Consider the following 12,349-nt stretch of genomic DNA (forward strand, 5'->3'; position numbering starts at 1 on the left):
CCACCCCTGTCGTTCGGTCAGTTCACCGGGACGGCGCGCGCGAAGCCGCCGTCCACCATGAGTTCGGCGACGGTCTCCAGCTCCGGGGGGCTGCCCGCGAGCCGCAGCAGGAAGGCGTCGAAGCTGTCGCCGCAGGGCAGCAGCAGCCGGGCCACCCGCTGCTCCGGCGGCTCGTCCGTGCCCTGGTCGCGGGCGTCGTCGTAGGGCAGGAACCAGACCGAACCGGTCTGCTCGCCGCGGACCTTGAGCGTGAGCAGGCCGCCCTGCTGGTAGGCGATGGCCAGGTAGTCCTTGGTCAGGTGGTCGCGCAGGCACTTGTTGGCGTACACCAGGTCCTGGGTGCCGTACTCCTCGCTGAGGGTGAGGAACGGCTGGTCGACCAGCAGGCCGAGGTCGACGTCCAGCGCGGCGCCGGCCGGGGCGCGGCCGCCGGCCAGCTTCAGGAAGTCGCGGTAGACGGGCGGCAGCGGGTGGCCCAGGCGCTGTTCGGCGCGCTGCACCAGGTCCTCGGTGACGGCCAGCGGGTCGCCGCCGTCCTTCGCCAGCGGGAGGTGCACGGGGCGGCGCTCCTGGAGCGGGCGGGTGCCGCGCCGGGCGTGGTCGGCGGTGGAGACCGCCAGGCCGCCGTGGTGCCGCAGCAGGGCCTTCACCTCGACCGGGATCAGCTCCATCCGCCGCCAGCCCGCCGGGGCGCGGCCGACCACGTGGTGCCAGGTCCAGCCCTGCGGGGTGGCGACGGCGGTGTCCAGGTCGGCCCACAGTTCGTGGCCCTGGGTGTAGAGCGCGGCGTTCGCCGACACGTAGTCGGTGAGCCGCAGTTCGTCCACGCCGAAGCCCTCCGGCGGGTCGGCGACCTCGGCGGCGGCGACCGCGTACGGCGAGAAGTCCGGGAACCCGTGCTCGTCGATGCGGACGCCCTGGGGGTGCCGCTCGGCCCGGACCGGGTCCGGGAACTGCACCACCTGGCCCGCGTACGCCGCGTTGGGCACGGCAGCGGTGCCGGGCCGACCTGTCGTCATCTGGGGTCCCCCACAGCAGAAGCCGAAATCCTCGGGGACCAGCGTAGGGCAACGACCGACCACGATAAGGGTCACGGGGGTACCCGGCCGGGGTACCGCCCGGCCGGGACCGACACCACGTCAGCTCCGGCGCACCGCCCGCACCAGCGTCTCCGCCACCCGCACCTGCTGCCCCTCGGTGAGCTGCGGGAACATCGGCAGCGTGAGCAACTGCCCGGCGGCCCGCTCGGTGACCGGGAAAGCGCCCTCCGGGTATCCCAGTTCACGGAACGCCGGCTGGAGGTGCACCGGCACCGGATAGTGCACGCCCACCCCGATCCCGGCCTGCTGCAACTCCGCGAGCACCCGCTCCCGATCCCGTTCCACCCGTACCGCGTACAGGTGCCAGACGTGCTCGTTGCCGGGCAGCGTCCGCGGCAACGTCACCCCCTCCAATCCGCCCAACAGCTTGTCGTACCGCTCGGCCGCCGCCCGCCGGGCCTCGTTCCACGCCGGAAGCCGCCGCAACTTGCTGCGCAGCACCACCGCCTGCAAGGTGTCCATCCGCGAGTTGAACCCGAACCGCTCATGCACGTACTTCCGCGCCGACCCGTGGTCCCCGATCAGCCGCACCGCCCCGGCGAGTTCCGCGTCGTCCGTCACCACCGCACCCGCGTCCCCGTACGCCCCCAGGTTCTTCCCCGGATAGAAACTGGTCGCCGAGATCCGCCCCCAGCTCCCCGACACCCGCCCATGCCGCGCAGCCCCCTGCGACTGCGCCCCGTCCTCCACCACCGGCAAGCCGCCGGCAACCTCCAACACCGCTTCCATCGGCGCGAGTTGCCCATTCAGATGCACCGGCACCACCGCGACGGCCCCCGCCACCCGCTCGGCCACCTGCTCCACATCGATCAGCAGGCACTCCTCGTCCACATCCACCAGCACCGGCCTGAGCCCCGCCCGCACCACAGCCTCCGCCGTGGCCACAAACGTGTTCGCCGGCAGCACCACCCCACCCCCCGGCGCCAAGTCGAGTGCCCGCAACGCCAGTTCGAGAGCGTCGGTCCCGTTCGCCGTCCCGACCGCGTGCCCCACCCCACAGAACGCCGCGAACTCCCGCTCGAACGCGGCAACGTCGGGGCCCTTGATGTACGCCCCACTCGCCAGCACCGCCTCGAAGCCCTCCCGAACCTCATCGGCGATTTCCGCGTGCGCGGCGTGCAGATCAACCAGCGGAATGTCGTTCACTGAGAATCACCAACCAGGGGCTCGGGGAACTGCGAGAGTCGGAAGACGAACGCCGGAAAGATCGCGGCAGAGACAGCAAGTTGCACGTGGGCGCGCCGCGAGCAGTCAGAGCGCCCGCTTCAAAGCCCTCACCACCCGCTCCTGCTGCTCCCCCGTCAACGAGTGGTACAGCGGCAGAATCAACGTCCTCGAAGTCAGCAACTCCGTCACCGGCAACGGCACCCTCGCCGCCCCCTTGTACGGCGCCTCCAGATGCGCAGCCATGATCCCCCGCCGCGCCGAAACCCCCTCCGCCGCCAGCGAAGCGAGCACCTGCCCCCGCTCCGGCGCGCCCTCCGGCAGCAGCAGCCACAGCGACTGGAAGTTCGACGTCCCGTGCGCCGGATCGCCCACCAGCCGCCCCCCGAGCTCCGGCCCGAGCAACTCCCGGTACGCAGAAGCGAGTTCGCGCCGCCGAGCGACCATCGCCGGAAGCTTCCCGAGCTGCACCAGCCCGATCGCCGCCTGGACGTCCGTCATCCGGTGGTTGAAGCCGATCTCGTCGTACGTCTCCAGCACGGCCGCCCCGCCCGCCCCGGAATGCCTCTCGGCGGCGGAGACGCTCATGCCGTGCTCCCGCAACCGCCGCAGCCGGGCGGCGAGTTCGCCGTCCCGGCAGGTGACCATGCCGCCCTCCCCGGTGGTGAGCAGCTTGCGCGGGTGGAACGAGAACGCGGCGATGTCCGCGCCCGCGCCGGCCGGGCGGCCCCGGTAGACGGAGCCGGCGGCGCACGCGGCGTCCTCGACGACGGCGATGCCGCGCGGCCGGACCAGCTCCTCGATGGCGTCCAGGTCGACGGGGACGCCGCCCTGGTCGACGGCGATCACCGCCCGGGTCCGGTCGGTGAGCAGCGGGGCGACGGTCTCGGGGGTGAGGTTGCCGCCGGCCGGGTCGACGTCCGCGAAGACGGGTGTCGCGCCGACGTAGGTGACGGCGTTGGCGGTGGCGATGAACGAGAACGACGGGACGACGACCTCGTCACCGGGCCCGACGCCCGCGCCGATCAGCGCCAGGTGCAACGCGGTGGTGCAGGACGAGACCGCGACGGCGTGCGGCACGCCCACCGCCTCGGCGAACGCCCGCTCGAACTCGGCGACGCGCGGGCCCTGCGCGACCCACCCGGAACGGACGGCATCCGCCGCGGCCCGGGCCTCTTCCTCGCCGAGCCACGGGATCATGACGGGAATGGTGGACATCGGGTTGCTCCTTCGCTGGGTCGCGCCCACGTGCAAGTCACTCGTCCTGCCGCGATCTTTCCGACGTTCGAGTCCGCCCTGTCAGACCTGTTCGCGCCACCAGGCGACGAGCTTCCGCAGCCCGTCCGCCAGCCCCAGCTCCGGCTTCCAGCCCAGGTCGTGCTCGGCCGCCGAGATGTCCGCGAGCCGCCGGACCACGCCCCCGGCGGTGTCCCGCGCGGGCCCGTGTTCGACGTCAAGGTCCGATTCCATGGCCTCCAGCAGCGCGTCGGCGAGGCCGCGCAGCGACACTTCGGTGCCGGAGGCGATGTTGTAGACCCGGTCGGTGGCGGGTGCGGTGGCGGCGAGCAGGTTGGCCCGGGCGATGTCCTCGGTGTAGACGAAGTCCATGGTCTGGGCGCCGTCGCCGAAGATCAGTGGTGGTTGTCCGGCGGCGATGCGTTCCATCCAGCGGATGAAGACCTCGGTGTAGCGGCCGTGGACGTCCATCCGGGGGCCGTACACGTTGAAGTACCGCAGGGCGACGTAGTCGAGGCCGTACATGCTGTGGAAGCTGCGCAGCAGGCCCTCGTTGAAGACCTTGGCGGCCCCGTACAGGGTGTCGTTGTTGTAGGGGTGCTGGTTCTCCGGCGTCGGGAAGGTGTCGGCCAGCCCGTACACGGACGCGGTGGAGGAGGCGATCACCTTTCCCACCCCCGTCTCCGCGGCGGCCTCCACCACGTCGAAGGTGCCGTCGACCATGACTTCCACGGCGAGCCGGGGTTCGGCGGCGCACTGGGTGATCCGGATCGCGGCGAGGTGGAACAGCACGTCGGTGCGGGGGGCGAGGAGTTCGCGCAGCAGCGCGCGGTCGCGGATGTCGCCGTCCACCACGGTCAGTTGGCCGGGGGCGGCGATTTCGCGGGCGCGGGCCAGGTTCTCGGTGCGGCCGCGGACGAAGTTGTCGAGTACGACGACCTCGCGGGCGCCGGCTTCGATCAGTTGGTCGACGACGGTGGAGCCGATGGTTCCGGCGCCGCCGGTGACCACACAGCGCGAGCCTTCCAGCTGGGCGGCGGCGTTCATCGGACGGTGGCCCTCTCCAACACGGCAGTCTGACGGGTGGTCTCCACGGGGACGGTCGAGCCGCCGAGTTCGAGGCTGAGGGACGCGGCGTGCAGCAGTCGCAGCACGCGCAGCCCGGCCCGGCCGTCGGTGAGCGGGGTGCGGCCCTCGTCGATCGCAGCGGCGAATTCGGCCATCACGTTGCGCAGGGCTTCCTGTTCGACCAGGGCGGGGGCGACCATGTCGCCGACCCGGTAGGAGATCAGGGCGCGGTGCCGGATGGCGTCGGTGAGTTCGTCGGGCGGGGTGAGGTCGACGCCCCGGTCGTGGATCGCGAGGCGGGCCTGCGGGTTGAGGTCGTCCCAGACCAGGGTGCGGCGGGAGCCGCCGATCAGGGTGGTGCGGACCTTGGTCGGGGAGAGCCAGTTGACGTGGCAGTGGGCGAGTGCGCCGTTGGACAGGCGCACCGTCAGGTAGGCGACGCAGGCGCGGCCGGCGCCGATCGGGTCGGCGGCCTGGGCGCTGACGCCGACGGGTTCGACGCCGGGCGGCAGCACGAAGTCGAGGATGGACAGGTCGTGCGGGGCGAGGTCCCACAGCACGTCGACGTCGGGCTGGACGAGTCCGAGGTTGATCCGGACCGAGTCGAAGAACTGGATGTCGCCGATGTCGCCGCTGTGCACCAACTCGCGGATCCGGCGCACCACGGGGGTGTAGCAGAAGGTGTGGTCACACATCAGGACCAGGCCGCGTTCCTCGGCGAGGGCGACCAGGTCGGCGGCTTCCTCGACGGTGGTGGTGATCGGCTTCTCGACCAGGACGTGCTTGCCGGCCTCCAGGGCGGCCCGGGCCAGGCGGTGGTGGGCGGCGGCGGGGGTGGCGATGGCGACGGCCTGCACCCGTTCGTCGGCGAGCACCTGTTCGTAGGAGGTGGTGGCGGTGACGGTGGAGTACTCGCCGAGGACCTTGCGGGAGCGCTGTTCGTCCAGGTCGCACAGCCAGTGCAGGTGCAGTGCAGCGGTCTGTTGGGCGTTGCGGACCAGGTTCGGTCCCCAGTAGCCGGCTCCGACGACGGCGAGTCCGATCCGCCGGTCGGGTTCTCGGTCGGTACTGCCCGGTGTGGGCACGTGTTCCCCAGGCGCCTCGTGCGCCACGACGTTCGACCCCATCGCAAGACCCCCCTTGCCGCCGCGTCGCTCGAACGGTACCGGCCCGGCCGGTCCGGCCGAGGCACAATCGGAAAACCCGGTGAACGCCACCAGGAGCGTGCGGTACGGGAGTTGAGCCCTCCGTACACCTCCGCGCGCCCCCGTGTCGCACCCCGGCTCGGCAGAAGTCGGATCCGTTTGGCAGGCTGGATGCTTCGGGGTGAGGATTCACCGTCCGTCAGCAGACCCCCGGCAGCGGAAAACTGCCGGTGCGCCGTACAACGTCGAGGAGCAGTCATGGACCAGTCGGGCCCGCCGCCCGTGTTGCGGCACCAGCGCGACAGCCTGCTGCCCGCGGTGGCCGCGGCGCTGATGCTGCGCGGCGGCGAGGTGCACACACTGGCCGGGGAGAAGTCCGACCTGTCGCCGATGCTGCACCCGCTGGTCGGCGAGTTCCTGGCGGCGCTGCCGGTCGACAAGCGGGAGCGTTTCCTCGGCCGCTGCCCGGAGCCGGCACTGCTGTCGCAGTACCTGGGGCAGGTCGACGCGTCCCGCTCGAAGCGTGCCTCGCGCAAGCCGATGACGGTGCAGGAGGCCCGGAAGGCGCTGAAGGGCGCCCGGATGACCACGGTGCGGATCCGCGAGGAGGGCGACCCGGCGCACGGCACGCACGCACCGCCGTGCCGCTCCTGCGCTCCGCTGCTGGATCATCTGAGCGTGGCCAGCGTCGCGGTCGGGCCGCCCGGCCGCCGCTGACCCTCCTGTTCCCCGTCCCCGAACCACCGGAGCACGTCCTGAACGCCAGCACCGTCCGTACCCAACCCCGCTTCCCGGCCGACGTGGCCGCCGCCCTCAAGCAGGCCGGCTGGCACCCGGGCCGGTGGGAGATCCGCCAGGCCGAGCAGTGGGCCGATGCGATGGTCGCGCACGGCGGTCCGACGGACCCGCAGCACGCGGTGTTCCCCGCCGCGGTCGAGGCCTGGGCCGAGTTCGGCGGCCTGGCCTTCGACGTCCCGGGCCCCGGGCGGACGATGGCCCGTACGCCGTTCCTGCTCGACCCGCGCTGCGGCCTGCACGCCCCGCGCACCCTCACCGACCTCGGGCGCGCCCTGGGCACCCGGCTCGCCCCGCTCGGCGAGGAGCTGCACGGGCAGGCGCTGCTGGCCATCGACGAGCAGGGCCGGGTCTACAGCCTCGACCACACCGGCGAATGGTTCCTCGGCCACAGCGTCGACCAGGCGCTGGCCACCCTGGTACTCGGCCTGGCCCCGCACCGGCTGCGCACCGCCGAGGCATAGGCGGAGGCCGGGGCATAGCCGGAGGTCAGTCCAGCGGTGCGACGGCCAGCCGCAGCCGGGACGGCAGCACCGCCTCGACCCGGAAGCCACCGTCGCTCTCCGGCCCGGCGTGGAACATCCCGCCCAGCGCCAGCACCCGCTCGCGCATCCCCACCAGCCCGTTGCCGCCGCTGGGCAGCGCCACCGGCACGGCCGCGCCGCCCGGGCAGTCGTTGACCACCGACACCCGCACACCGTTCGGCACGTACGCCAGCAGCACCGCCACCCGCGCCCCGCCGGCGTACTTGTGGGCGTTCGTCAGGCCCTCCTGCACCACCCGGTACGCGGTCTGCTCGGCCTCCGCGACGTACACCAGGTGCTCGCCGCTGACGGTCAGCGAGACGGCCATGCCGGCCGCCCGGGACTGGTCCACCAGCTCCGGCAGCTCCCCGAGACCGCCGACCGGCGCCTCCACCTGGTCCTGCGCCTCGGTCATCCGCAGCACGCCGAGGATCTCCCGCAGCTCGTCCAGCGCCTGCCGGCCGACCTCGCCGATCAGGTTCGCCGACTGCTGGGCCTTCGCCGGGTCCTTGGGGATGATCCGCTCCACCGCCGCCGCGTGCACCACGATCAGGCTGACCCGGTGCGCGACCACGTCGTGCATCTCCCGGGCGATCAGGGTGCGTTCCTCGACCCTGGCCCGCCAGGCCCGCTCCCGGGCCTGTTCGGCGAGCAGCGTCAGCTCGGTCTCCAGGCCCTCCGCGCGGTCCTTCAGCGACTCCACCAGGCGGCGCCGCGCCCCGATGTACAGGCCGGTCACCACCGGGGCCACCGCCATGCCGACCGCGACGAACGCCGAGGCGATCACCAGTACCCACGCCGGCGGCAACGGCTCCTGCGGCGGCGACGGGTTCGGCGCGAACATCGCCAGCACCACCATGCCGAAGGTCTCCACCGCGGCCACCGCCGACAGCACGATCACCCGGGCCCGCCTGACCGGCCACTCCCAGGTCGCCGCCAGCGTGTACAACGACACCACCAGCAGGATCACGCCGAAGAAGCCCGGCACGAACACCAGCGCCACCACCACCGGCAGCACCGGCCACTTGCGCCGCACCACCAGCGAGAGCCCGGCCAGCGCCCCGAGCACGATCCCGACCACGGCCGGCCCCAGGCCCAGCTCCAGCCGGACCCTCACCAGCCCGTACGCCCCGGCCGCACACTCCGACGCCGCCACCAACGCCAATCCCACGTCCAGCGCCGCGCCGCGTCTCCGCGCCCACCACCACACGCCGTCCCCCGCCGGCTGATTACTCATAACGGACACCTTACGCAGGCCGGTGCGAAAGCAGGGGCCCGGGGAACGGCGGAGCCCCTGATTGTTCGCCCGCCTGCGCTCGCGCCCCCCTGTCCGCCATCCGGCCACCTCTCCGTTCTGGCACCGGGTGCCACCTATGCTGTTGCCCGTCGGACAGCGCGGTCCGCACCCGTCACCCGCATCGCGGTGATGGCAGAGCCGTTGCCGAACACCCCACCACCACAGGGAGCCAGCCGTGACCGCTCCGGTCCCCACTTCGGCGGACAACCCATCCCCGACCGCCGACCAGGCAGACAATGCCGCGCTGCGTGCGGACATCCGCCGCCTCGGCGACCTGCTCGGAGAGACCCTCGTGCGTCAGGAGGGCCCGGAACTGCTGGGCCTGGTCGAACAGGTGCGCCTGCTGAGCCGTACCGACGGCGAGGCGACGGCCCAGCTGCTGGCGTCGATCGATCTGGACACCGCCGCGAAGCTGGTGCGCGCGTTCTCGACCTATTTCCATCTCGCGAACGTCACCGAACAGGTGCACCGCGGACGGGAGTTCGCGTCCCGCCGGGCCCGTGAGGGCTCGGTGCTGTCGCAGACCGCCGACCAGCTGAAGGAGGCGGACCCGAAGCACCTGGCCGACACGCTGGCCAACCTCGCGGTGCGTCCGGTCTTCACCGCGCACCCGACCGAGGCGGCCCGCCGCAGCGTGCTGAACAAGCTGCGCCGGGTCGGCGAGCTGCTGGAGCGGATCCACCGCGAGCAGGCGGCGACCGGCCAGGTCGACTCGGCCCGGCAGACCTCCGCTCGCCGGCAGGCGGACCGCCGCCTGGCCGAGGTGATCGACCTGCTGTGGCAGACCGACGAGCTGCGGATCGCCCGCCCGGAGCCGACCGACGAGGCCCGCAACGCCGTCTACTACCTGGACGAGCTGTACCGCGAGGCGGTGCCGGCGGTGCTGGAGGAGCTGCACGAGGAGCTCGCCCGGGTCGGCCTGGCCCTGCCGGAGGGGGTGCGCCCGCTGACCTTCGGCACCTGGATCGGCGGCGACCGCGACGGCAACCCGAACGTCACCCCGCAGGTCACCTGGGACGTGCTCAACCTGCAGCACGAGTACGGCATCAAGGACGCGCTGGCGGCGATCGACGACCTGCGCGCCTCGCTGTCCACCTCGGTGCGCCTGGCGGGCGCCTCCGAGGAGCTGCTGGCCTCGCTGGACGCCGACCTGACGCACCTTCCGGAGCTGAGCCCGCGCTACAAGCGGATGAACGCCGAGGAGCCGTACCGGCTGAAGGCCACCTGCATCCGGATCAAGCTGGAGAACACCCGCGAGCGGCTGGCCGCCGGCACCCCGCACGTCCCCGGCCGGGACTACGTCGGCACCCGGGACCTGATCGCCGACCTGAAGCTGATCCAGGACTCGCTGCGCGCCCACCGCGGCGGCCTGATCGCCGACGGCCGGCTCGCCCGGGCGATCCGCACCATCGAGGCGTTCGGCCTCCAGCTGGCCACCATGGACGTCCGCGAGCACGCCGAGGCGCACCACCACGCGCTGGGCCAGCTGTTCGACCGGCTCGGCGAGGAGGCGTGGCGCTACACCGACATGCCGCGCGAGTACCGCCAGCGCCTGCTGTCGAAGGAAATGCGCTCGCGCCGCCCGCTGGCCCCGACCCCGGCCCCGCTGGACGCGGCGGGCGCGAAGACGCTCGGCGTGTTCAGCACCATCCGGCAGGGCTTCGAGCGGTTCGGCGACGAGATCGTCGAGTCGTACATCATCTCGATGTGCCAGGGCGCGGACGACGTGTTCGCGGCCGTGGTGCTGGCCCGCGAGGCGGGGCTGATCGACCTGCACGCGGGCATCGCCAAGATCGGCATCGTGCCGCTGCTGGAGACCACCGACGAACTCCAGCAGGCCGACCGGATCCTGGAGGAGATGCTCTCCGACCCGTCGTACCGGCTGCTGGTGTCGCTGCGCGGCGACATCCAGGAGGTCATGCTCGGCTACTCGGACTCCTCGAAGTTCGGCGGCATCACCACCTCGCAGTGGGAGATCCACCGCGCCCAGCGCCGGCTGCGCGACGTCGCGCACCGGTACGGGATCCGGCTGCGGCTGTTCCACGGCCGCGGCGGCACCGTGGGCCGCGGCGGCGGCCCCTCGCACGAGGCGATCCTCGCCCAGCCGTGGGGCACCCTGGAGGGCGAGATCAAGGTCACCGAGCAGGGCGAGGTGATCTCCGACAAGTACCTGCTGCCGTCGCTGGCCCGGGAGAACCTGGAGCTGACCCTCTCCGCCACGCTGGCCGCGTCCGCGCTGCACACCGCCCCGCGCCAGGCCCCGGAGGAGCTGGCCCGCTGGGACGCCGCGATGGACCGGGTCTCGGAGGCCGCGCACACCGCCTACCGGGCGCTGGTGGAGCAGGAGGACCTGCCGAAGTACTTCTTCGCGTCCACCCCCGTCGACCAGCTGGCCTCGCTGCACCTGGGCTCCCGCCCGTCCCGCCGCCCCGACAGCGGCGCCGGCCTGGACGGCCTGCGAGCCATCCCGTGGGTGTTCGGCTGGACCCAGTCCCGGCAGATCGTCCCCGGCTGGTACGGCGTCGGCTCCGGCCTGGCGGCGGCCCGCGAGGCCGGCCTGGCGGACGTGCTCGACGAGATGTACGGGAAGTGGCACTTCTTCCGCAACTTCCTGTCCAACGTCGCCATGACGCTGGCCAAGACCGACCTGCGGATCGCCCGCCACTACGTCGAGCAGCTGGTGCCGGGCGAGTTGCGGCACGTCTTCGACCAGATCGTCGCCGAGCACGAGCTGACGCTGCGGGAGGTGCTGCGGCTGACCGGCGAGTCCGAGCTGCTGGAGCACAACGAGGTCCTGAAGCAGACCTTCACCGTCCGCGACGCCTACCTCGACCCGATCTCCTACCTGCAGGTGGCGCTGCTGCGCCGCCAGCGCGAGGAGGTCGCCCACGGCCGCCCCGAGGACCCGCTGCGGGCCCGCGCGCTGCTGCTGACCGTCAACGGCATCGCGGCCGGCCTGCGCAACACCGGCTGACGCACCGAAACAGCGAGGTCCGCTCCGCGGGGGAACTCCCCGGCGGAGCGGACCTCGTCCGTTTGTGGACTCCCGCTAGGCCTTCTTGCGCTTGCGCAGCCAGGTCGCCGCACCGCCGGCCACCACCACCAGGCCGCCGCCGACGGCGTACACGCCGGCCGAGCCGACGGAGCCGGTGGGCGGGGCGAGCTTGGCCGCGGCCGGCTCGGGGGTGACCGCGACGACAGGCTCGGCGGCCAGCGCCGGCGCAGCGGCCCATCCTCCGGCGGCCAGGCACAGCACGGTGCCACCGACGACCTTGCCCACACGCTTCGAGCGGATCACGCTCCATACCCCCAGTGACGGCACTTCAATCCTTGCACCGGGTCCGACGGTATCCGATTCCTGGCGTGTTCTGACCACCAGTCAGCTTCCACGAGGCAAGCGTTGCATGAATGTTGTGTACGGAGGGTGGTCGAAGCAGGTCAGGAGTTGTAGTTCTGCTGTGCGCGCTCCAGGCCGTCGGCGAGCAGTGCCTCGACGGCGTCCGCGGAGCGGTCGACGAACCAGTCGAGGTCCTTGCGCTCGGTGGACGAGAAGTCCTTGAGCACGAAGTCCGCGACCTCCATCCGGCCGGGCGGGCGGCCGATGCCGCAGCGCACCCGGTGGTAGTCGGGGCCGAGCGACTTGGTGATCGACTTCAGTCCGTTGTGGCCGTTGTCGCCGCCGCCGAGCTTGATCCGCAACGCCGCGTAGTCGAGGTCGAGTTCGTCGTGGACGGCGATGATCGCCGAGGCGGGCACCTTGTAGAAGTCGCGCAGTGCGGTGACCGGACCGCCCGAGAGGTTCATGAAGGTCATCGGCTTGGCGAGGATCGCCCGCTTGCCCGAGAGGCGCCCTTCGGCGACCTGGGCGCGGCTCTTGTGGGCCTTGAACTTGGCGCCCATCCGCTGGGCCAGCAGGTCGGCCACCATGAAGCCGATGTTGTGCCGGTTGCGGGCGTAGCCCTCGCCGGGGTTGCCGAGGCCCACCACCAGCCAGGGGCCGTCGTACTCGCTCATGCCGCT

Annotated in this window: 11 protein-coding genes; 3 read left to right on the forward strand and 8 right to left on the reverse strand. The window is 72.3% G+C overall.

The window, feature by feature from the left end; translation table 11 throughout:
• Nucleotides 1-17: 17 nt before the first annotated feature.
• The 5 genes from ACFYS8_RS09420 to ACFYS8_RS09440 all read right to left on the reverse strand — a co-directional run bounded on the left by ACFYS8_RS09420 (nucleotide 18) and on the right by ACFYS8_RS09440 (nucleotide 5,695).
• A complete protein-coding gene (locus tag ACFYS8_RS09420) occupies nucleotides 18-1,019 on the reverse strand; it encodes an SMI1/KNR4 family protein (RefSeq protein ID WP_387638060.1) in 1,002 nt (333 codons plus the stop codon).
• Between the two features lie 120 nt (nucleotides 1,020-1,139).
• Nucleotides 1,140-2,246: a DegT/DnrJ/EryC1/StrS family aminotransferase gene (locus ACFYS8_RS09425; protein WP_387638063.1), complete on the reverse strand. Its 1,107-nt coding sequence runs from the start codon at nucleotides 2,244-2,246 to the stop codon at nucleotides 1,140-1,142.
• A 105-nt stretch (nucleotides 2,247-2,351) separates the two neighbouring features.
• Nucleotides 2,352-3,482 carry a DegT/DnrJ/EryC1/StrS family aminotransferase gene (locus tag ACFYS8_RS09430; RefSeq protein ID WP_387638066.1) on the reverse strand — a complete coding sequence of 377 codons (1,131 nt, stop codon included), beginning with the start codon at nucleotides 3,480-3,482 and terminating at the stop codon, nucleotides 2,352-2,354.
• An 81-nt stretch (nucleotides 3,483-3,563) separates the two neighbouring features.
• Nucleotides 3,564-4,547 carry an NAD-dependent epimerase/dehydratase family protein gene (locus ACFYS8_RS09435; protein ID WP_387638068.1) on the reverse strand — a complete coding sequence of 328 codons (984 nt, stop codon included), beginning with the start codon at nucleotides 4,545-4,547 and terminating at the stop codon, nucleotides 3,564-3,566.
• Nucleotides 4,544-5,695: a Gfo/Idh/MocA family protein gene (locus ACFYS8_RS09440; protein WP_387638071.1), complete on the reverse strand. Its 1,152-nt coding sequence runs from the start codon at nucleotides 5,693-5,695 to the stop codon at nucleotides 4,544-4,546. The genes ACFYS8_RS09435 and ACFYS8_RS09440 overlap by 4 nt, the downstream gene beginning before the upstream one ends.
• Before the next feature lie 276 nt (nucleotides 5,696-5,971).
• On the opposite strand from ACFYS8_RS09440, the gene ACFYS8_RS09445 reads away from it, so the two are divergent.
• Both ACFYS8_RS09445 and ACFYS8_RS09450 read left to right on the forward strand, forming a co-directional pair.
• Nucleotides 5,972-6,430 carry a YwqJ-related putative deaminase gene (locus ACFYS8_RS09445; RefSeq protein WP_387638074.1) on the forward strand — a complete coding sequence of 153 codons (459 nt, stop codon included), beginning with the start codon at nucleotides 5,972-5,974 and terminating at the stop codon, nucleotides 6,428-6,430.
• Between the two features lie 83 nt (nucleotides 6,431-6,513).
• Nucleotides 6,514-6,972, forward strand: a complete 459-nt coding sequence (locus ACFYS8_RS09450) for an SUKH-3 domain-containing protein (RefSeq protein ID WP_387638077.1) — start codon at nucleotides 6,514-6,516, stop codon at nucleotides 6,970-6,972.
• Nucleotides 6,973-6,997: 25 nt separating this feature from the next.
• Here ACFYS8_RS09450 and ACFYS8_RS09455 read toward each other — a convergent pair whose 3' ends face one another.
• Nucleotides 6,998-8,269 (reverse strand): sensor histidine kinase, encoded by a 1,272-nt coding sequence (locus tag ACFYS8_RS09455; protein WP_387638079.1) that lies wholly within the window; start codon nucleotides 8,267-8,269, stop codon nucleotides 6,998-7,000.
• Between the two features lie 235 nt (nucleotides 8,270-8,504).
• Between ACFYS8_RS09455 and ppc the strand changes: the two genes are divergently transcribed.
• Nucleotides 8,505-11,303, forward strand: a complete 2,799-nt coding sequence (gene ppc / locus ACFYS8_RS09460) for a phosphoenolpyruvate carboxylase (RefSeq protein WP_387638082.1) — start codon at nucleotides 8,505-8,507, stop codon at nucleotides 11,301-11,303.
• Between the two features lie 75 nt (nucleotides 11,304-11,378).
• Here ppc and ACFYS8_RS09465 read toward each other — a convergent pair whose 3' ends face one another.
• Both ACFYS8_RS09465 and pth read right to left on the reverse strand, forming a co-directional pair.
• Complete coding sequence (locus tag ACFYS8_RS09465; protein WP_387638085.1) at nucleotides 11,379-11,627, reverse strand: hypothetical protein; 249 nt, start codon at nucleotides 11,625-11,627, stop codon at nucleotides 11,379-11,381.
• 140 nt (nucleotides 11,628-11,767) lie between these two features.
• Nucleotides 11,768-12,343: an aminoacyl-tRNA hydrolase gene (gene pth / locus ACFYS8_RS09470; RefSeq protein ID WP_387638088.1), complete on the reverse strand. Its 576-nt coding sequence runs from the start codon at nucleotides 12,341-12,343 to the stop codon at nucleotides 11,768-11,770.
• Nucleotides 12,344-12,349: the final 6 nt, after the last annotated feature.

The organism is Kitasatospora sp. NPDC004615 (assembly GCF_042873545.1).
In the GTDB taxonomy this organism is placed as follows: Bacteria; Actinomycetota; Actinomycetes; order Streptomycetales; family Streptomycetaceae; genus Kitasatospora.

Excerpts from the sequence above, each read along its gene's own strand:
- ACFYS8_RS09455 (WP_387638079.1), bottom strand. The coding sequence starts at position 8,269 with ATGAGTAATCAGCCGGCGGGGGACGGCGTGTGGTGGTGGGCGCGGAGA.
- pth (WP_387638088.1), bottom strand. The coding sequence starts at position 12,343 with ATGAGCGAGTACGACGGCCCCTGGCTGGTGGTGGGCCTCGGCAACCCC.
- ACFYS8_RS09430 (WP_387638066.1), bottom strand. The coding sequence starts at position 3,482 with ATGTCCACCATTCCCGTCATGATCCCGTGGCTCGGCGAGGAAGAGGCC.
- ACFYS8_RS09445 (WP_387638074.1), top strand. The coding sequence starts at position 5,972 with ATGGACCAGTCGGGCCCGCCGCCCGTGTTGCGGCACCAGCGCGACAGC.
- ACFYS8_RS09440 (WP_387638071.1), bottom strand. The coding sequence starts at position 5,695 with ATGGGGTCGAACGTCGTGGCGCACGAGGCGCCTGGGGAACACGTGCCC.
- ACFYS8_RS09420 (WP_387638060.1), bottom strand. The coding sequence starts at position 1,019 with ATGACGACAGGTCGGCCCGGCACCGCTGCCGTGCCCAACGCGGCGTAC.
- ACFYS8_RS09435 (WP_387638068.1), bottom strand. The coding sequence starts at position 4,547 with ATGAACGCCGCCGCCCAGCTGGAAGGCTCGCGCTGTGTGGTCACCGGC.